Here is a 17,369-nt window from a genome sequence, read left to right on the forward strand (position 1 = left end):
TTCTTCAACGCTCCCTGGAGGAGCAAAAATGTATTGTGTGAGTCTTAGTTGGCTGCATGTCAGATCTTCTCAAAATGTTAAAAATCAAGGTCCGATCTTCGGCAGGAGATTTTGCGAAGAGCCTTGCCGAGACCCCTGCGGAGGGCCTTCGGGGACGTTTTGGATCTCTCTTCGCAGCGCAGAGATTTTTGTGAAGTCACTGGCTGGACGCCAGCGGTCGCGAAGTTTGGTTGCCAGCAGGATTTTGGGCGAGCCATTTCGCTGATCATCGGCGTCCGCTGGACACGCCGCCCCTGCGAGCAACAGGCCCTATCCGGGCGGCATCAGGAGTAGGATTGATCATGGCACACGGGACTCAGGGTCACTGTAATCACGATCAGCCCTCATCGCATGCTCCCGATCGTGCTCGTCTCCCCCCGCTCGAGAAAGATGTCGTCTGCGGCATGACGGTCGATCCCGCCACGACGCCGCACCGCGCCGAGCACGAGCACGAAACCTTCCACTTCTGCTCGGCCAGCTGCCGGTCGAAGTTCGTGGCTGACCCACGGCGCTACCTGCGGCCCCCACAGGACGACGCGATGCACCCTTCGGCCGCAGCGCCGGGAAACATCTACACCTGCCCGATGCACCCCGAGATCCGGCAGGACCAGCCCGGCAACTGCCCCATCTGCGGCATGGCCCTGGAGCCTCTGACGCCCACCAACGAGCCCGCCGAGAACGCGGAGCTCAAGGATATGGGCCGCCGCTTCTGGGTCGGGCTCGTGCTCACGCTGCCGCTCTTCGCCCTGGAAATGGGCGGGCACCTGACCGGCCTGGTCGACCGGCTCGGGCTCCAGACCTTGAATTCGATCCAGTTCGTCCTCGCGACCCCAGTCGTGCTCTGGGCCGGCTGGCCATTCTTCGAGCGGGGCTGGCGCTCGCTCGTCACCCGCCGCCTGAACATGTTCACCCTGATCGCCTTGGGGACGGGAGCAGCCTATCTCTACAGCGTCGCCGCGACGCTCGCCCCGGGCGTCTTCCCGGAGGCCCTGCGCGGCCATGACGGGGCCGTGCCGGCCTACTTCGAGGCGGCCGCGGTGATCACGGTCCTGGTCCTTCTCGGACAGGTGCTGGAACTGATGGCCCGCGAGCGCACCTCCGGCGCCATCAAGGCCCTCCTCGACCTCACCCCGCAGACGGCATCCAGGCTCCGGGGCGACGGCTCGGACGAGGAGGTGCTCGTCTCCGAAGTGGCCCTCGGCGAGAGGCTGCGCGTGCGCCCGGGTGAGAAGGTGCCCGTCGATGGCGAGGTGGTCGAGGGCCGGTCGGCGGTCGACGAGGCGATGCTCACCGGGGAGCCGATCCCCGTGGACAAGGAGCCGGGCTCCGCGGTCGTCGGCGGGAGCCTCAACACGACCGGCAGCTTCGTCATGCGCGCCACCCGGGTCGGCGCCGAGACCACCCTCTCCCGCATCGTCGCGATGGTCGCGCAGGCCCAGCGCTCGCGCGCGCCGGTCCAGCGCCTCGTCGACGACGTGGCCGCCTGGTTCGTCCCGGCCGTCATAGGGGTGGCGCTCCTCGCCTTCGTCGCCTGGATGGTTTTTGGGCCGGAGCCGCGTTTCAGCTTCGCGCTGCTCGCCGCGGTGGCGGTCCTCATCATTGCCTGCCCCTGCGCCTTGGGCCTGGCCACGCCGATGTCGGTCATGGTCGGGGTCGGCCGCGGCGCGCAGGCCGGCGTGCTCATCAAGAACGCCGAGGCGCTGGAGCGGCTGGAGAAGGTGGACACACTCATTCTCGACAAGACCGGCACCCTGACTGAAGGCAAGCCGTCGGTCACAGGCGTGGTTCCCGCGCCCGATATGGCCGAGGCGGAGGTGCTGCGGCTCGCCGCTGCCGTGGAGCGCGCCAGCGAGCACCCCCTCGCGCGCGCCGTCGTCCGGGCCGCGGACGAGCGCGGCCTGACGGCTGCTCCCGTGGTCGACTTCGATGCGCCGACGGGCAAGGGGGCGATGGGCACGGTCGAGGGGCGACGCGTGGTCATCGGCAACACCCGGTTCCTGAGCGCGCAGGGCGTGGACACCGCGATCCTGGAGCAGGCGGCCGAGCGGGTGCGCGGACGGGGAGCGACCGCGGTCTTTGTCGGGGTCGACGGTCGCGCTCGCGGCGTCATCGTGCTGGCGGATCCGATCAAGACATCGACGTTCGAGGCGATACGCAGGCTGCGCGAGGACGGCCTGCGTATCGTCCTGCTGACCGGCGACAGCCGGGCGGCCGCACGGGACGTCGCCGAACTCCTCCGCATCACAGAAGTCGAGGCTGAGGTCCTGCCAGGGGACAAGGCCGAAGTGGTGCGACGCTACCAGGAAGCGGGCCAGGTCGTCGCGATGGCCGGCGACGGCGTCAACGACGCTCCGGCGCTGGCGGCTGCCGATGTCGGCATCGCGATGGGCACCGGCACTGACGTCGCCATCGAGAGCGCCGGCGTGACTCTGCTCGGGGGAGATCTCGCCGGCATCGTACGGGCCCGGCGCCTGTCCCGGGCGACGATGCGCAACATCCGCCAGAACCTGTTCTTCGCCTTCATCTACAATGCCTTGGGCGTCCCGATCGCGGCCGGCCTGCTCTACCCGTTCCTCGGCATCCTCCTCTCGCCGATGATCGCCGCGGCGGCCATGGCCCTTTCGTCGGTCAGCGTGATCGGGAACGCTTCGCGCCTGCGCGTGGCCCGGGTATGACAAAGTCCTGTGTCCGACAGCTCACGCACTCCTGCTGAATTTGAGCGCGGCTGCGAGCTCGGATATGAGTAAGAAGATTGCCAGGCTGACATACATACATGGTCGCAAGCGTCCACGGAGGCGTCGGCGCGTGCGAACAAACGTGGCCCGAAGGGCTGCCAACGATTTCTACTACGTCATGGCAGGAATGCTGCTCATCGGTGTTGTATTTAATTTAGTCATGTTATACGTGATTTAAGCTACAAAAACATCGCTCGCAGAAAATCAATCTGGTCTTGGCGGTAAGAGTATTTTTGATGCAGAAATTCAAGCGATGAGCAAAACGAGGGAAGGAGCTGCCGTGGTGCTCTGATCGATTAGAATACCCCGAAACCAGTTCCTGTTCCGAGGAGACCGCTCGATGCGGTTGCGCGGGTGAGTGAGCTGCGCGTCTCAGACGACCGGACACCTCAATACCTTTCCCTGCTGAGCTGAGAGGAGCTGTGATTGCGCTTCGCGGCCGGCGTGAAACGGTGGAGCGGCTCGCCACGACCTCCAGCGCTGACCGGTTCCTGTCCTCCGGAGGCTCGACCAGCACTGCAGGCACATCGCGACGGCGGCGGTTTTCAGGAGGCGTGGCCCAGCATGGACCGAAAACCTTGCCGCAGGTTCAAGGCGCTTGCTCCGGTATGAGCTGCTCTCTCGTCTGACCACCCACGCCCACTCCGATCCAGCCGACGCGTTCCAGGGTGTCGAGCAGCGTCGAGCGCGGCACCCTGAACGTGCGGCAGACGGAAGCTTTGCTTGCGCCGCCATCCAGCGCAACGATGATTTGCTCGATCTTCTCCGCGTCGAGCACCGGCGGACGGCCGCCTTTGCGCCCACGCCGGCGCGCAGCGGCGAGCCCGGCCGTGACCCGCTCCGTGATCAGCGCTCGCTCATATTGAGCGAGCGCCCCAAACAGGTTGAACAGGAACTCGCCGTGCGGCGTGGTGGTGTCCATCTGCTCGGTCAGCGAGCGGAACGCGACACCGCGCCCCTTCAGTTCCTCGACAATCCGGATGAGATGCGAGAGCGAGCGCCCGAGCCGATCGAGCTTCCAGACCACAAGAACGTCGCCGGCGCGCAGGTCGTCCAAGCAGGCCCTCAGCCCGGGCCGATCATCCCGCGCACCGGACGCCCGGTCCTGGTGCAGATGGCGTTCATCGACGCCAGCTTTGATGAGGGCGTCACGCTGCAGGTCGACGGATTGGCGCTCGTCAGCGCTGGAGACACGCATGTACCCGATCAACATGTGCGGAAAACCCCCAATCTTGAGTTGCCGCACATTGCCACGATCCGACAGGGTTTGTCGTGCAAAAAGGCGGAGCTGAGGCGGTATGCCGGCGCCGTCCGATCGAGCCTGACGGCAATCAGGTGTTTGCCGTCATTCACGCAGCGCGGCGACGAGGCAGCGGCCGCCGCCCCGGCTGACCGGGTATTGTTTTTGAAGCCTCACTGTTCATCGAACAGATCCTGCGAATAGCGTGTCGAGGATTGGGCACTCGGGCGTCGTTCCACCAGGACATGAAGCCGTCATGTCTGCCAGAGCGCGTTCGAGCCGCCTGAGGTCCATGATCTTCGTCCGCACCGCGACGAGCTGACGCGCGGCGGCGCTCTGCACCTCACCGCAGGTTGCGGTGTGACGATCGACCAGCGCTAACAAAGAGCGGATGTCTTCGATGGTGAACCCGAGCTCGCGGGCGCGTCGAATGAAAGTCAAGCGCCTCTGGTGGGCCTCGTCATAGACCCGCTGATTGCCAGCCGTACGAGGAGGGCAGGGGAAAAGCTTGATGCGCTCGTAATAGCGGATCGTCTCAATATTGACGCCGGAACGCTCGGAAAGCGTGCCGATCGGCATACCCTCTGCTCGCAACGCTGTGATCGCGCCCATCGCGAAGTTTTCCTCTCGAACCTGTAGCGGCTACAGGGACTAGCTTGCAGACAGTGAAAGGGGAAGATCCGCACAGCAGCATCGTCTGCCACCAACCCGAGCGGGCGTTGCGCAGGGCGGTTTGTCACACGCCGAGGTGCATCGGGCGCAAGCGCGCCTTCGCGCTGGCGTGATCAGCGCTAAAAAACCGCTTGAACCTGTAGCTGCTACAGCTCGTAGGGTCCGTCTTAGCGGGAAGGGACCGCGCTAATGCTCGACTCAACCCAGATCAACTCGACGGTCGCAATGTCCGTTTTGAAAGTAGCCCGCCCGAACGGGCAACAGTTCTTGGCCGCGGGCGGGGTTCTAACTGGCCTCGGGGCGGCATCGTGTTGCGTGCTTCCGTTCGCGTTGCTTTCCCTGGGACTGGCTGGGGCCTGGGTTGGACACCTGACAGCGCTCGCTCCGTACAAGGTGCCGCTCATTGCTCTCACGTTGGCCTTCCTCGCAGGCGGTCTCGTCCTGCACTTCCGCAAATCCAGAGTGGGAGCCGGAGCCGGGGCATGCTGCGCCCGTCCGTGCGTATCTGATCGCCTGGCGAGGGCCGGTTTATGGAGCGCCACCATCCTGGTCGTGGCGACACTCCTCTTCCCCTATGTCGTCCCGTTCCTCGCTGACCTGTAGACGGGAAAGAAGAGCCCATGAAATCTCTCGCTCGACTCGCTGTGATCTTGGTGATCGTGTCCCCTGCCAGTCCCACTTTGGCTGCCGAACGCACGGCCACGCTTGAGGTGGATAGGATGACGTGTGCCAGCTTCGCGGTCTTGGTCAAGAGGAGCCTCACCAACGTGGATGGGGTCATCAAGGCGACGGTGTTTCTGGATACACGAACCGTGACGGTCGTGTTCGACGACGCCAAGGCCGGCCCTGGCAAGCTCACCACCGCCGCGAGTGAGGCCGGGTTTCCCGCGCGGGCCAGACCCTGAGGATAGTCAGCGCCTTGCGGTGACTGAAGCACCAGTTCGGGAGAGTCCCTAATGCTTGAAGTGACCCAGACGTCGTTTACCAAGTTGGGGGCCGATCAGGACGATGTCAGCCCGAAGGAAGCGCCGCTTTGGGCGGCCGGGGGCATCCTGGCCGCGCTCGGCGCCTCGTCGTGCTGCATCCTGCCCTTCGTGCTCTTCAGCCTCGGGGTGAGCGGTGCCTGGATCGGAAACCTGAGAACCCTGGCACCCTACCAGCCGCTCTTCATTGCGGCGGCGCTTGCCTTCCTGGGAATTGGGTTCTGGCGCGTCTACCGCCGCCCGAAGATGGCGTGCGCCGGCGGAAGCTACTGCGCCCGCCCAGCATCTGGCCGCATCGCCAAGTTCGTCCTCTGGACGGCAGCCGTGCTCGTCCTGGCCGCCGCGACCTTCCCTTACACCGCCCGCTTGTTCATCGATCCTTGAAAAGATCACTCGACATGAAGGCTCTGGTTCGTGCCGCCCTGACGGCCTCCGCCCTGCTTGCCGCGCGTGAGATTATGGCGGCACCGCGTACCGTAGCCCTCGAGATCGGCAACGTGAGCTGCGCCACCTGCGTGCCGATCGTGAAGAGGGTACTCTTCGGTATGTCGGGTGTCAGCCAGGTTGCGATCGTCGAGGGCACCGGCGAGGCAACAGCCACCGTTACCTTCGATGATGAGAAAGCCACGGTTGACGCCCTCGCCCAGGCCCTCGGCAAGGCCGGCTTCCCGACCCGTGTGAAGCAAGCGACTGCCACGACGCCCAACCCGGGCGTTGCCGTCCGGTAGATCGGGCCGGGAAGGATTTGACCCTCTCGGAAACCGCTCGTGTCGGGAAACGGACCACAACCCCGATCACGCCGGGATGTCCGTTCCTCTCGTCGGGACTGGCCTGACGAGGACCGCTGACTCGCTGCGAAGCCACGGGCTGCCAAAGGCCGTAGAAACAAAGGTTCCATGTCATGAATGACTGCTGCGCCACCCACAAGCGAAACGGCAGCGCCCGCTATGATCTCGTGGTCGTCGGCGCCGGCTCGGCTGGATTCTCGGCTGCGATCACAGCCGCCGAGCAGGGCGCGCAGATCGCTCTCGTCGGACACGGCATCATTGGCGGGACCTGCGTCAATATCGGCTGCGTGCCCTCCAAAGCCCTCATCCGCGTCGCGGAGGCTGTCCACCACGCGAAGGCCGCGACGTCGCGGTTCGACGGCATCGCGGCGCGGGCTCAGGTGACTGACTGGAGAGCACTGATCGCTCAGAAGAACGCTCTTGTCACAGGCCTTCGCCAGGCAAAGTATGCTGACCTCCTGCCTGCCTATAACAACGTGGCCTACCATGAAGGCCGTGCCAGCCTCGTCGAGGGTGGCGTTGAGGCCAACGGCAAGCGCCTGTTATCTGACCGGATCATCATTGCGACCGGGACGCGCCCGGCCCTGTCGACGATCCCGGGGATCGAGGACGTGTCTCCTCTCGATAGCACGACGGCGTTGGAGCTCACCGAGCTCCCGCTTTCCATGATTGTGCTCGGCGGCGGCTATATTGGGGCCGAGCTTGCGCAGACCTTTGCTCGCGTCGGCGTCGAGGTCACCCTTGTCTTCCGCAGCCACCTGCTGCCGGAGGCGGAACCGGAGATCGGGGCCGCGCTTACTGACTATCTGGTGGATGAGGGCGTCAGAGTGGTCGGCGGCCTGGCCTATGAGGCCGTTCAGCGGACAGGGGACGGCGTTGCCCTCACGGTCACGCGGGACGGGCGTGCCGAGACGCTGACTGCCGAGCGGATCCTGGTCGCGACCGGGCGCGCACCCAACGTCGAGAGCCTCGGCCTGCGGGAGGCCGGCGTTGCCCAGACGGCCACGGGCGCCATTCTGGTCGATGACTGGATGCGCACCTCCAAGGCCGGGGTCTATGCGGTGGGGGACGTCACGGGCAAGGACCAGTTCGTGTACATGGCCGCCTATGGCGCGAAGCTCGCGGCTAAGAACGCGCTGAACGGCGATCGCTTGCGCTATGACAACTCGGCCATGCCGGCGGTGGTCTTCACCGACCCGCAGGTCGCAAGCGTCGGCCTCACCGAGACGCAGGCCCGGTCAGCCGGACATGACGTGCGCATCTCGGTTCTCTCCCTCCACAATGTGCCGCGCGCGCTTGCGGCGCGCGATACCCGCGGCTTGATCAAGCTCGTAGCGGACCGAGGCACCCGAAAGCTGCTCGGCGCGCACATTCTCGCACCCGAAGGGGCCGACAGCATTCAGACCGCGGCCATGGCGATCCGCGGCGGGCTTACCATCGACGATCTGGCGGAGACGATCTTTCCCTACCTGACGACGGTAGAGGGCCTGAAGTTGGCGGCACAAACCTTCGACAGAGACGTGAAGAAGCTGTCGTGCTGCGCCGGATAAGCTGCCAACCTCTGCTGAGAGCCCAGCCATGGATGACGTTGCAAGCGCGAGACGGGAGCTTGCCGCCGAAATCAGGCCGGGCGTGCTGCGTCCGGACTGGTCGGCGGTCACGACGCCTGCGGCGCGCGAGGCGCTCTTGCGGCGCATGGTGGTGCGCGCCGGTCTGCTCGACCGATGGTCCCACGCCCTTGAAGCTAGCGAGGATCTCATCTGGCGAACTGTGCTGCAGCTTTATGCCGACCGCGGACGCCCACCACGGCCGAGCGAGGTCGCTGCAGAGACCGGGGTCGACCCGACCCGCGTCCAGGCGCTTCTTCGCAATCTCCAGCTCCGCGACCTCATCGGGCTCGAACCCGGTGCCGACGCGATCCGATACGCCTACCCATTCACGGAGGCGGCGAGCGGGCACAAAGTCGAGCTTCGGGGGCGGCGCATCCACGCCCTTTGTGCCATCGATGCCCTCGGAGTCGGGGCGATGTATCGAACCGACATCACGATCGCGTCGTCCTGCCGGCATTGTGGCGAGACGATCCGCGTTACGACGAGGGATGAAGGCCACGCGCTGCAGAGCGTCGCCCCGGCCGAAGCCGTCGTCTGGTACGATTTTGCCTATATCGGCAGCGCAGCCTCTTCATGCTGCCCATCGATCGCGTTCTTCTGCTCGGACGCCCATCGAGTCAGCTGGCGAGACACTCGGATGCAGCCCTCCGAGGGGGCCTGCTTGACGATCGGCGAGGCGCTGGAGCTGGGTCGCGCCGTTTTCGGCCCGGTTCTCATCGAACCTCTTGGCGGATCGAACGCAGACGTGGACGCAGAATGACAGGCTGCGCCGGGCCAGAGGCCTCGACCCACCCGTGGAGCGCCGAGGCAAAGAGCGTCGGAGAGAGCTACGCTGCGAAGCAACCCGAAACTCAGAGCGTTCTCGGTTCCTGCTCGCGGGGGCGGATCTGCCGACGTGGCAGCGTGCCGGGTCGAGACTTCAGATGTACGCCGCACCGGCCTCAGGCCTCCAGGTGATTTCGCCGAAGCTCATCTGCTTGGGGAAGCTTTCCATCAAGTCACTGCAACGCAACGCGGGCGGGATCGTTCTCCAGTCACCCTTGGGTTCGGAGCTCATCACAGGAGAGCAGTACTATGACGAGCAGATCGAGACAGGGCCTCACGGCCGGTGTTTTCGTCGTGGCTCTCGGCGCATTCGCGCCGGTCCACGCCCAGACCCAGCCGTCGGGGCCGCCGAATGCACCGGCGCAGGAATCTCAGTCCGGTATGCAGGGCCAGGGCAAGATGGGCCAGGGTGGGGGTCAGGGCTGTGGCATGGGCATGATGGGGCAAGGCGGTCAGGGCGGTGGCATGATGGGCCAAGGCGGCGGTATGAAGGGGGGAGCACCGTTGGGGCAGAATGCCGGCAACGGCGGGCAAATGGGCTGCTGACCCAGCACTTTCTCTGACGCGTGTTGGCTCAGCGGTCCTGCGCTCGGTCGCACGCGCAAGCGTCGCGTGTCCGGAGCTAATTTGGGGCCTGCGCCTTCGAGAGGCCTGTCATCCGTGGCCCTGGGCGGCATCGGTGCTGCGGAGGGGAGGCTCGCGCAGGCGAATGAAGGCCGCTCTGCGGCCGACATGGCGCCTCGTCGCGATGCTCGCTCAGTCTGGATGAGAGGCAGGGATGAGAGCACTGTCTAGACGGGCCGGCGGCATTGCGGCCCTTCTCCTGGCATCGGTTGCACTCGCGGCTTGCAACCCAATTTCGGCCCGCGCTCCGGAGACACCGGATCCAGAGGCTGTCAGTCGGGGAAGATATCTGGTGACAGCCGGCAATTGCGCGAGTTGCCATACCAGCCGCGGCGGCCAATACATGGCAGGGGGGCGTCCGATGGAGACGCCGTTCGGCGTCTTCTTCACTCCAAATCTGACATCTGACCCCATCGATGGGATCGGCCGCTGGCGCTTGGACGATCTGCGGCGCGCGCTGCGCTATGGGGTCTCCCCTGACAATCAGCACTACTACCCGGTGTTCCCCTATGGTTCGTTCACGGGCATGTCGGATGCCGACATCGGCGATCTTTGGGCTTATCTGCGCACCGTGCAGGCGGTGCCGCAGCCGAACCGAGCGCACGAGCTCGGCTTCCCCTTCAACCAACGCCTCGCGATGGCAGCATGGAAGATCCTATTCCTCTATCGCGGTCCCCTCGAACCTGCTCCGGAGCAAGGCGCGGTGTGGAACCGCGGGCGTTACCTTGTCACCTCCGTCACCCACTGTGCGGACTGCCATTCGCCGCGCAACATCCTCGGCGCCATCGATCGCAGCCACTTCATGGCCGGCGTCGCGGGGCGCGACGGTGGGCCGGACGGCTGGTCGGCGCCGAATCTGACTCCCGATCCGAGGTCCGGCATCGGCCGCTGGGCGGTCGACGACATCGCGGCCGTTCTGGCCGGCCATGGCATGCGCGGCATGCATATTGGCGGGCCAATGCGGGAAGTTGTCTGGAACACGGCGCAACTCACGGAGGAAGACCGACGCGCGATCGCTGTCTACGTCAAGTCGCTTCCAGCAGTCTACAACGTGGTGCGCTCGGGGGGCGGATGCTGCCGGTAGTCAGGGGGCATGCCCATCCATGTGCTCTGGCCGCACCCGGTTGGGACTGGGCGCGCTCGGAAGGTCCACCCCAAAGCCATGGGACGTCGTCGAGCGACGGAGAAGTTCTTTGCTGAGGCTAGCGCTGATTGCCCTGGTGATCTCGTTGGGAGGCGGTATGCTTGCTTTGATCCTCGGCGTCCCCACAGGCGCGGGCCGGATCTCGCTGATCCTGTCTGGTCTGTTGCTGGTCTTCGCCATAGTCTCCGCAGCGCTCGGCCTGCTCGCCGGCGAGGCTGTGTTCTGAAGGAGGCGCGTGATCCTGGCACCGGGCGGGACGCGATGCCGGGAGGTAGTGCGCGTTCATCGTCACGAGGCGGGTCCGGCGTCCGACGCTTCTGAGCAGGGTGTTAGTTCAGTATTTGCGCACGAGCGGTGCAGGCTCGACCGCCGCAACAGGTGTGGGCAGCAGCCAACGCACCCCGATCTTCACGTCGTGCGAGTCGATGTTCTTGAATGTCAGGGCCTCGCACGAACCGCACTGGCCGGCATAGTTGGAGACGGTGCCCGTCTTGGCGTCACCGAGGTTCAGGTAGCGGTAGGCGAACTCGACCTTGAGGTTCGAGGTCACGTCATAGCCGAGACCCGCGTGGAGAGCCCAGGCCAGGTTCGTCTTCGAACCGGGTCGGGCATAGGCCAAGCCCTGCGTGACGACGTTCGTGTCCTTGAAGTTGTCGATGGTGGTATAGGCCGCCCCAATACCGGCCCCCAGAAAGGGTGTCACCCCGTAATAGGTTCCGAAGTCGACATAGCCGTTCGCGAGAACCACCACGTCGCGCTTCGTGGCCGTGTACTCGTCGGTGCCGTACCCGAGCGGCAGGCTTTCGTCACGGTAGCGCTCTAGCCCGGTAAATGAGGCGGCGCTGCGGTACTCGCCCGTCACGTCGGCTCGGAACCAGCGGTTGAACCGATATCCGAGGCCCATCCCAGCGAGAGGCGCGCCTGCAAAGCCGAGGTTGACCTTCTCGATGGTGCCGAGCGCGTCGAGGCTGTTCGAGAGGCGGTCGACCGCTTGATTGCTGAAGCCGATGTCGCCGCGCAGGTAGAAGCCCGGTGCTTCCCGATCCCCGTCGCCCGCCAGTGAACCGCGCAGTTCAGGAGCGGGGGGCATTACGGGCCCCTGGAGGAGGTCGGCCGCTGACGCGGCGCTCACCCCCGCCGCAATCCACAGCACGCATCCAGCCATGCTGGAGCTTCTCACACCCGGCATTACAGCAAACTCCTGACCACGAGAGCGTTGCGGTCAATCGTGGACCTAACAGCAGAGACATGACCTGACCGTTAAGATTAACATGGGAGTCTCCACGCTGCCGGAATTGTTCTGCCTCCGATGCTCAGGGAGATGCCGCGAGGACAGATCAGCCCTTTGTCTCATCGGTCTTGCTGATTCAGATGCCCTCGAACAGGGCCGAGGAGATGTAGCGCTCGGCAAACGAGCAGGCGACCGTGACGATGCGCTTGCCCTTGAACTCGGGCCGGCTCGCGAGCTCCAGTGCCGCCGCGACGTTGCCGCCCGTCGAGATGCCGCCCGGGATGCCCTCGAGCCGCCCGAGCAGGCGCGCGGTCTCGAAGGACTCCTGGTTGGTGATCGTCAGGACTCCGTCGAGCACCGAGCGGTCGAGGTTGCCCGGGATGAAGCCGGCGCCGATGCCCTGGATCTTGTGCGGGCCGGGTTGGCCGCCCGAGAGGACCGCGGAATCCTCGGGCTCGACGGCGAAGAGCTTGAGGTTCGGCAGGCGAGGCTTCAGCACCTGGCCGACGCCCGTGATGGTGCCGCCGGTGCCGACACCGGCCACGAAGGCGTCGAGCTGGCCCTGCGTGTCGTTCCAGATCTCCTCGGCGGTGGTCTTGCGATGGATCTCGGGGTTGGCGGGGTTCTCGAATTGCTGCGGCATCACCGAGCCCGGGATCTCCTTGAGGAGTTCCTCCGCCTTGGCGATGGCGCCCTTCATGCCCTGCGGGCCGGGGGTGAGGGCGAGCTCGGCGCCCAGGAAGGCCAGCATCTTGCGGCGCTCCAGCGACATCGTCTCGGGCATCACCAGGATCAGGCGGTAGCCGCGGGCCGCCGCCACGAAGGCCAGCGCGATGCCGGTGTTGCCCGAGGTCGGCTCGACCAGGGTGCCGCCGGGCTTCAGGCGGCCCGAGGCCTCCAGGGCGTCGATCATGTTGACGCCGATGCGATCCTTGACGCTGGCGAGCGGGTTGAAGAACTCGAGCTTCAGCAGGATCTCGGCGTCGATGCCCCGCTCCTGGGGCAGGCGGTTCAGGCGGACGAGCGGCGTGTTGCCGATGGTCTCGGTGATGGAGCCGAAGACGCGGCCGTGGCCGGGCTTGCCGGAGGGGGACGAAACAGCGGAATCAGCCATGAACTTCTCCTGTGCAGCAGGGTTCGCGATGAGCACCGCGAACGGGTGGCGGCTGCCGTCAGGGCTGGCGCCCAGCCGACATCCGGGATTGGGTTGAAGGTTCTCGTAATCTGCGGAGTCTTATGACCGATCGAGCCTGGGAGTTGTGCACACGCTTCGCGCCACGTCTCCAGGAAGCTCTGCGGCACAGTCTCGATGCTGAACGCCGTCTCGCTCCGAGCCGAAGCGCCCGTGCCGCTGGCCGCCCGCTCCGGTGCAGAGACGAAGGCGCTGTCCCTCGACGCAAGGGCTCGCACGGCGGCATCCCCGCTATGAGTTTTGTTCATCAGTGAAGCGGAGAGCCTCCCCTCCGTCTACCCGTTGCCGTGGGAGGGCCGGTGTCCGTGATCATTCGCGAGCGCGGAGCGACCACCGTGCCTGTTGTCTCTGGCTCCGGAACCCTGATGCTGCGCCTTCGAGGCAGGGCCTTGCCGATTGGCGCCGCGATGTAAGGCTTCGGCCAAAGGCGCTGATCTTCTGGGCCCAGCGCAATGACCGGGGGCATCGGCCGGCTGAAGCCCGGATTGCTTTCTGCCCTGCGCATCTGGCTCGTGCGCATCAGCCAGCTGACACCGCTCTCGCTTGCCGAGGCTGCGAAAGGCGCTGGCACTCCCGATGCGATCAGGCCGGCAGCAGCCAGAACCACACCCACGCGTCTCATCTGACTCTCCAAAGCCTGAAGCTGCGGGCTTCTCAAGTGAGTTCGAGGCATCGCGTGTGCTGGTTACAAGTGACTGGGCCCAGCTGCCGTCGGGCCGGGCCGATCGAAAGGGTAAGGTCAAAATGAAGCGGCTGGGCACGCAGACGCCCTGGTCAGCGAGTCAGACCAAGTATGGGCATGCAAGCCCAATTCGTTCTGGGCTCGCCATCCCACCGTGCCTCACCGCCAGCCCTTTGCCCGCGTTCCTCCCGATGGGCCCAGTCGAGAACTCAGCCGATCATGTGAACCGGTCGGGGCAGGACGTATCCAAGCCGCCGCTTCTCTCGTTGGGACGCGGGCCTTCGGCTTGTAACCGTTCTCTCCGCCGTTCCGAAGTGACCCGAGACGCCTGCAGGTTTTGGATATCTGGGGAAGGGAAATGATACGCGTTGCGCCTGTTCTGGCGATCGGCGGATCGATGGCATCCGCAGTGACTTGCGCGGCCTCGCACGGTCAGAGCGGCGCCGGTTGGCTGCTGCGTGCTCGAACCTGGCACAGGCCTCATGAGCAGGATCTCGCGCCTGTCCTGCCTCCTGTCGCCCCTTCGAATGGCTCCGTGGTCGCCCATCGACTCTTGAGCCAATGGGTCTGACACGATGTCACCTCGCACAACGATGCTCAGTGTGGCACGGCGCTTTGTGCCGGCGCCGTTTGGGATTGCCCCGAGGGTTGCTCTCTTCGCGGCGGTTCTGCTGTCTGAGCCGAGCCCCATCGCAGCCCAGCAATCTGCTCAGCCCGGAGTTGGGCCCGTGACTTCAGGGGGGCGCGAACCGAGCCGGTTCGGCGGTCACGTACACGCGCTTGCTGTCGATCCCGTAACAGGCGACCTCCTTCTCGGCGCCCGGCCGATTTACCGCAGCCGCGACGGCGGGGGCACATGGCAAGCGGTCGACGGAACTCCCAAGAGTGAAGTGCGCGCCAACGTGACTTCGATCACGGTCGATCCGCGCAATCCCCACACCCTGTACGCCACCGGGCACGGGCTCGGGGTCATCAAGAGTACGGACGGAGGCCGATCGTGGGGGCGGGCATCAGACGGTTTGGCGGGTGAGGCCACCGAGGCCTTCGCCATCGCGGCGAACGATTCGAAGATTCTCTATGTCTGGGTGCTCGGAAACGGCTTGTACCGTAGCAAGGACGCTGCCGCCTCATGGCAGCGGGTCGACGACGGCCCGACACAACAGGAGATCCGAAGTCTGGCCTCGGTTGGAACCACCACGGGCATGGGCGGCATCTGGCTCTATGCCGGCCTCGACACGGGCATCGTCAGAAGCCCGGATTGCTTCTGCGGATGGGATCCTCTGCCCAATGTCGGGCTGCCCGAGAGGAGCCGGGTCTACAGCCTAGCTGCATCGCCAGCCGATCCAAAGATTGTGTTCGCCGGGATGCGCCAGGGCGTGTTCAAGACCATTGACGGTGGCCAGAGCTGGATCCGAGCCACGGATCACATCGCGGATGCGATCGTGACGGTGAACCCGGCCAAGCCAAGCGAAGTCTACGCGGTCGGAGCAGATGGAACCTTGATTGCCAGCAAGGACGCTGGCGTGACCTGGATGCGGGTAGGCCAGCGTGAAGGCCGACTCGGTCCCGGTTGAGCTGGGAACTTGTGCCGATGTCAGAGCAAAATCTTAGCCCGCAGCAAGCGCGCCTCCTGGCCCAGATCGGCTCGCGCAAGGTTCTCGGCCCGTTCTCGGCTGAGCACTGTCTACAGCAGGATTGTCGTTCGATCGTGACGCCCCTGGCCTTCATCCTTCTCAGCCGAACCTGGATTGCTCCATGAAGCCCGACCTGATGAAAAGATTTGCCCTTCTGCTGGCCCTGACAGCACCGGCAAGTATCGCTCTCGCACAGGAGTACAGGGCAGGCGCGCTCGTGATCGATCGACCCTGGACGCGCGCCACCCCGGCGGGCGCCAAGGTCGCAGCGGGTTACGCGGTCATCCGGAACACGGGCAACGTGCCCGATCGTCTGACAGGCGGCACGGTCGAGGTTGCGGACCATATCGAGATCCACGAGATGGCGGTCGAGAACGACATCATGCGAATGCGTCCACTGCCGGACGGGCTGGAGATCCGGTCCGATGCCGCAACGGAGATCAAGCCAGGCGGCTACCACATCATGATGATGGACCTGAAGCGGCCGCTCAAACAGGGTGAGGTCGTGAAGGGCATCCTGACCTTCGAGAAGGCCGGCACGGTGCCGGTCGAGTTCGCCGTTCAGTCGATCGGGGCGCAGGTGCCGCCCGGCCAGCACGAGCACTGAGGCGTATGGGCCGCCTCACGACGCGCGCGGTGATGATGGCTATGGCTCTTGCCGCGGCAGCAGCTGTTGCCGCGGCAGCAGCCCTGGTGTTCAGCCAGAATGCCTCTCTGCGGCCGGACGCCGGGGCGGCCCCGCGTTCCGCAGCGGAGGCGCGGCCTCAAACATCCGGGCTGGCACCGCCGGACATCCCACCCGAGACCTTCGCCCCCGTGTTCCGCCCCTGCGCGCATTGTCATGAGATCGGTCCTGGCGCCCATCACAAGGCGGGGCCGCACCTCAACCGGTTGCTGGGTCGCTTAGCCGGTCGAATTGCAGGCTATCCCTACTCGCCTGCTCTGCGTGACAATGGTCTGATCTGGGACGAAGCGGTGCTAACCCGCTTCCTGCAAGCACCGGCCGCGCTCGTGCCCGGCACGCGCATGATCTTCTCCGGCCTCAGTGACGAAGATCAGATTGCGGCCTTGATCGCCTTTCTTAAAAAAGCGGGAGAGGCCGAGCCTGCTCCCAGAGGAGGTCGCTCATGACCCGGCGTCTCCTGCTCGTTCTGATCGTCGCCCTCGTCCCCGTGGTTGCTGTCGCCGCATTTTACCTCAGTGAGATGGGACGGCCGACTGCGCCCGCCGTTCAGGCGATCGGCAAGCCGGCGATCGGTGGTCCCTTCCGGCTCACCACACACGATGGGCAGTCACTCTCGAGCGAGGATCTGAAGGGTAAGCCCTTCGCCGTATTCTTCGGCTTCACACATTGCCCCGACATCTGCCCGACCACCCTTTTCGAACTCGCGGAGGACCTCAAGGCGCTCGGGCCTGAAGCCGGTCGGCTGCAGGTGCTCTTTGTCACCGTCGATCCCCAGCGGGATACGCCGGAACTCCTGTCGCGTTACGTCCAGTCCTTCAGCTCGCGCATCGTCGGCCTGACCGGGTCGGAAGAGGAGGTGGCGGCGGCCGTAAAGGCCTACAAGGTCTTTCGCCAGAAGCTTCCAACCGAGGGCGGCGACTACACGATGAACCACACCGCGACCGTCTATCTCATGGACCGCGAGGGTCAGTTCTTCAGCGCGCTCAGCCCGCAGGAAAGCCAGGAGATGCGCCGAGCCAAGCTCAAGCGGTTGCTCCGGGAGGGATGACGCACAAGTCAGACGAGAGGGAGAGAGCCGAAGCCTCCGGGCCGGCAAGCAGCAGACAACCGCTCGCTCGCTTCGAGAGCTGGTTCACGGAGAAGACCGCGGAGGGTCGATGGAACAAGGCACCTCTTACGCGCTCAAGCCAGGGTCGGGCGCCTCAGCGGGACAATGGCCCGGTTTGTCACCTCGACCCGTTCAGCCGCCCCAGTGGTTCAAGATCGAGCTGGTGCACTGACGCGG

17 protein-coding genes are annotated in these 17,369 nt (G+C 65.3%); 13 read left to right on the forward strand and 4 right to left on the reverse strand.

Going from position 1 to position 17,369, the window contains the following annotated elements:
* Window positions 1-341: 341 nt before the first annotated feature.
* Complete coding sequence (locus PQI07_RS36050) at window positions 342-2,714, forward strand: heavy metal translocating P-type ATPase (protein ID WP_274929245.1); 2,373 nt, start codon at window positions 342-344, stop codon at window positions 2,712-2,714.
* A 649-nt stretch (window positions 2,715-3,363) separates the two neighbouring features.
* Here PQI07_RS36050 and PQI07_RS36055 read toward each other — a convergent pair.
* Window positions 3,364-4,020: a recombinase family protein gene (locus PQI07_RS36055; protein WP_446721016.1), complete on the reverse strand. Its 657-nt coding sequence runs from the start codon at window positions 4,018-4,020 to the stop codon at window positions 3,364-3,366.
* A gap of 174 nt (window positions 4,021-4,194) precedes the next feature.
* Entirely contained in the window at window positions 4,195-4,626 is a 432-nt protein-coding gene (locus tag PQI07_RS36060) for a MerR family transcriptional regulator (protein ID WP_274929246.1), read from the reverse strand.
* Window positions 4,627-4,911: 285 nt separating this feature from the next.
* Here PQI07_RS36060 and PQI07_RS38065 point away from each other — a divergent pair, with 285 nt between their 5' ends.
* The 8 genes from PQI07_RS38065 (at window position 4,912) to PQI07_RS36095 (ending at window position 10,886) form a co-directional block, all read left to right on the forward strand.
* Window positions 4,912-5,289 (forward strand): mercuric transporter MerT family protein, encoded by a 378-nt coding sequence (locus PQI07_RS38065; protein WP_446721018.1) that lies wholly within the window; start codon window positions 4,912-4,914, stop codon window positions 5,287-5,289.
* A gap of 17 nt (window positions 5,290-5,306) precedes the next feature.
* Window positions 5,307-5,591: a cation transporter gene (locus PQI07_RS36065; RefSeq protein ID WP_274929247.1), complete on the forward strand. Its 285-nt coding sequence runs from the start codon at window positions 5,307-5,309 to the stop codon at window positions 5,589-5,591.
* Window positions 5,592-5,642: 51 nt separating this feature from the next.
* A complete protein-coding gene (locus PQI07_RS36070) occupies window positions 5,643-6,053 on the forward strand; it encodes a mercuric transporter MerT family protein (protein WP_274929248.1) in 411 nt (136 codons plus the stop codon).
* Window positions 6,054-6,067: 14 nt separating this feature from the next.
* The gene (locus PQI07_RS36075) at window positions 6,068-6,397 is read left to right on the forward strand and encodes a cation transporter (protein ID WP_274929249.1); all 330 of its coding nucleotides are present in this window, start codon (window positions 6,068-6,070) and stop codon (window positions 6,395-6,397) included.
* A 173-nt stretch (window positions 6,398-6,570) separates the two neighbouring features.
* The gene (gene merA / locus PQI07_RS36080) at window positions 6,571-8,007 is read left to right on the forward strand and encodes a mercury(II) reductase (protein ID WP_274929250.1); all 1,437 of its coding nucleotides are present in this window, start codon (window positions 6,571-6,573) and stop codon (window positions 8,005-8,007) included.
* 28 nt (window positions 8,008-8,035) lie between these two features.
* Window positions 8,036-8,827: an alkylmercury lyase family protein gene (merB, locus tag PQI07_RS36085; protein ID WP_274929251.1), complete on the forward strand. Its 792-nt coding sequence runs from the start codon at window positions 8,036-8,038 to the stop codon at window positions 8,825-8,827.
* Between the two features lie 843 nt (window positions 8,828-9,670).
* Window positions 9,671-10,600 carry a c-type cytochrome gene (locus PQI07_RS36090; protein WP_274929252.1) on the forward strand — a complete coding sequence of 310 codons (930 nt, stop codon included), beginning with the start codon at window positions 9,671-9,673 and terminating at the stop codon, window positions 10,598-10,600.
* Between the two features lie 157 nt (window positions 10,601-10,757).
* Window positions 10,758-10,886, forward strand: coding sequence for a hypothetical protein (locus PQI07_RS36095; RefSeq protein WP_274929253.1), 129 nt, complete (start codon window positions 10,758-10,760; stop codon window positions 10,884-10,886).
* 108 nt (window positions 10,887-10,994) lie between these two features.
* Here the strand turns inward: PQI07_RS36095 and PQI07_RS36100 are convergent, their stop codons facing one another.
* On the reverse strand, window positions 10,995-11,750 hold the full coding sequence (locus PQI07_RS36100; RefSeq protein ID WP_274929254.1) for an outer membrane protein: 756 nt from the start codon (window positions 11,748-11,750) through the stop codon (window positions 10,995-10,997).
* A 277-nt stretch (window positions 11,751-12,027) separates the two neighbouring features.
* Window positions 12,028-13,005 carry a cysteine synthase A gene (gene cysK / locus PQI07_RS36105; RefSeq protein WP_274929255.1) on the reverse strand — a complete coding sequence of 326 codons (978 nt, stop codon included), beginning with the start codon at window positions 13,003-13,005 and terminating at the stop codon, window positions 12,028-12,030.
* Between the two features lie 1,488 nt (window positions 13,006-14,493).
* On the opposite strand from cysK, the gene PQI07_RS36110 reads away from it, so the two are divergent.
* From PQI07_RS36110 to PQI07_RS36125, 4 genes are all read left to right on the forward strand, one after another.
* Window positions 14,494-15,339, forward strand: a complete 846-nt coding sequence (locus PQI07_RS36110) for a WD40/YVTN/BNR-like repeat-containing protein (RefSeq protein ID WP_274929256.1) — start codon at window positions 14,494-14,496, stop codon at window positions 15,337-15,339.
* Window positions 15,340-15,520: 181 nt separating this feature from the next.
* Entirely contained in the window at window positions 15,521-16,006 is a 486-nt protein-coding gene (locus PQI07_RS36115) for a copper chaperone PCu(A)C (RefSeq protein WP_274929257.1), read from the forward strand.
* Window positions 16,007-16,011: 5 nt separating this feature from the next.
* The gene (locus tag PQI07_RS36120; RefSeq protein WP_274929258.1) at window positions 16,012-16,530 is read left to right on the forward strand and encodes a c-type cytochrome; all 519 of its coding nucleotides are present in this window, start codon (window positions 16,012-16,014) and stop codon (window positions 16,528-16,530) included.
* A complete protein-coding gene (locus PQI07_RS36125) occupies window positions 16,527-17,132 on the forward strand; it encodes an SCO family protein (RefSeq protein ID WP_274929259.1) in 606 nt (201 codons plus the stop codon). Before PQI07_RS36120 ends, PQI07_RS36125 begins: the two co-directional genes overlap by 4 nt.
* Window positions 17,133-17,369 lie beyond the last annotated feature (237 nt).

The sequence above is a fragment of the Methylobacterium sp. 092160098-2 genome, assembly GCF_028920805.1.
Classification (GTDB): domain Bacteria; phylum Pseudomonadota; class Alphaproteobacteria; order Rhizobiales; family Beijerinckiaceae; genus Methylobacterium; species Methylobacterium fujisawaense.

Coding starts and splice junctions, on each gene's coding strand:
- merA (WP_274929250.1), top strand. CDS start 6,571: ATGAATGACTGCTGCGCCACCCACAAGCGAAACGGCAGCGCCCGCTAT.
- PQI07_RS36060 (WP_274929246.1), bottom strand. CDS start 4,626: ATGGGCGCGATCACAGCGTTGCGAGCAGAGGGTATGCCGATCGGCACG.
- PQI07_RS36090 (WP_274929252.1), top strand. CDS start 9,671: ATGAGAGCACTGTCTAGACGGGCCGGCGGCATTGCGGCCCTTCTCCTG.
- merB (WP_274929251.1), top strand. CDS start 8,036: ATGGATGACGTTGCAAGCGCGAGACGGGAGCTTGCCGCCGAAATCAGG.
- PQI07_RS38065 (WP_446721018.1), top strand. CDS start 4,912: ATGTCCGTTTTGAAAGTAGCCCGCCCGAACGGGCAACAGTTCTTGGCC.
- PQI07_RS36070 (WP_274929248.1), top strand. CDS start 5,643: ATGCTTGAAGTGACCCAGACGTCGTTTACCAAGTTGGGGGCCGATCAG.
- PQI07_RS36065 (WP_274929247.1), top strand. CDS start 5,307: ATGAAATCTCTCGCTCGACTCGCTGTGATCTTGGTGATCGTGTCCCCT.
- PQI07_RS36120 (WP_274929258.1), top strand. CDS start 16,012: ATGGGCCGCCTCACGACGCGCGCGGTGATGATGGCTATGGCTCTTGCC.
- PQI07_RS36050 (WP_274929245.1), top strand. CDS start 342: ATGGCACACGGGACTCAGGGTCACTGTAATCACGATCAGCCCTCATCG.
- PQI07_RS36125 (WP_274929259.1), top strand. CDS start 16,527: ATGACCCGGCGTCTCCTGCTCGTTCTGATCGTCGCCCTCGTCCCCGTG.
- PQI07_RS36075 (WP_274929249.1), top strand. CDS start 6,068: ATGAAGGCTCTGGTTCGTGCCGCCCTGACGGCCTCCGCCCTGCTTGCC.
- PQI07_RS36100 (WP_274929254.1), bottom strand. CDS start 11,750: ATGCCCCCCGCTCCTGAACTGCGCGGTTCACTGGCGGGCGACGGGGAT.
- PQI07_RS36115 (WP_274929257.1), top strand. CDS start 15,521: ATGAAGCCCGACCTGATGAAAAGATTTGCCCTTCTGCTGGCCCTGACA.
- PQI07_RS36095 (WP_274929253.1), top strand. CDS start 10,758: ATGCTTGCTTTGATCCTCGGCGTCCCCACAGGCGCGGGCCGGATCTCG.
- cysK (WP_274929255.1), bottom strand. CDS start 13,005: ATGGCTGATTCCGCTGTTTCGTCCCCCTCCGGCAAGCCCGGCCACGGC.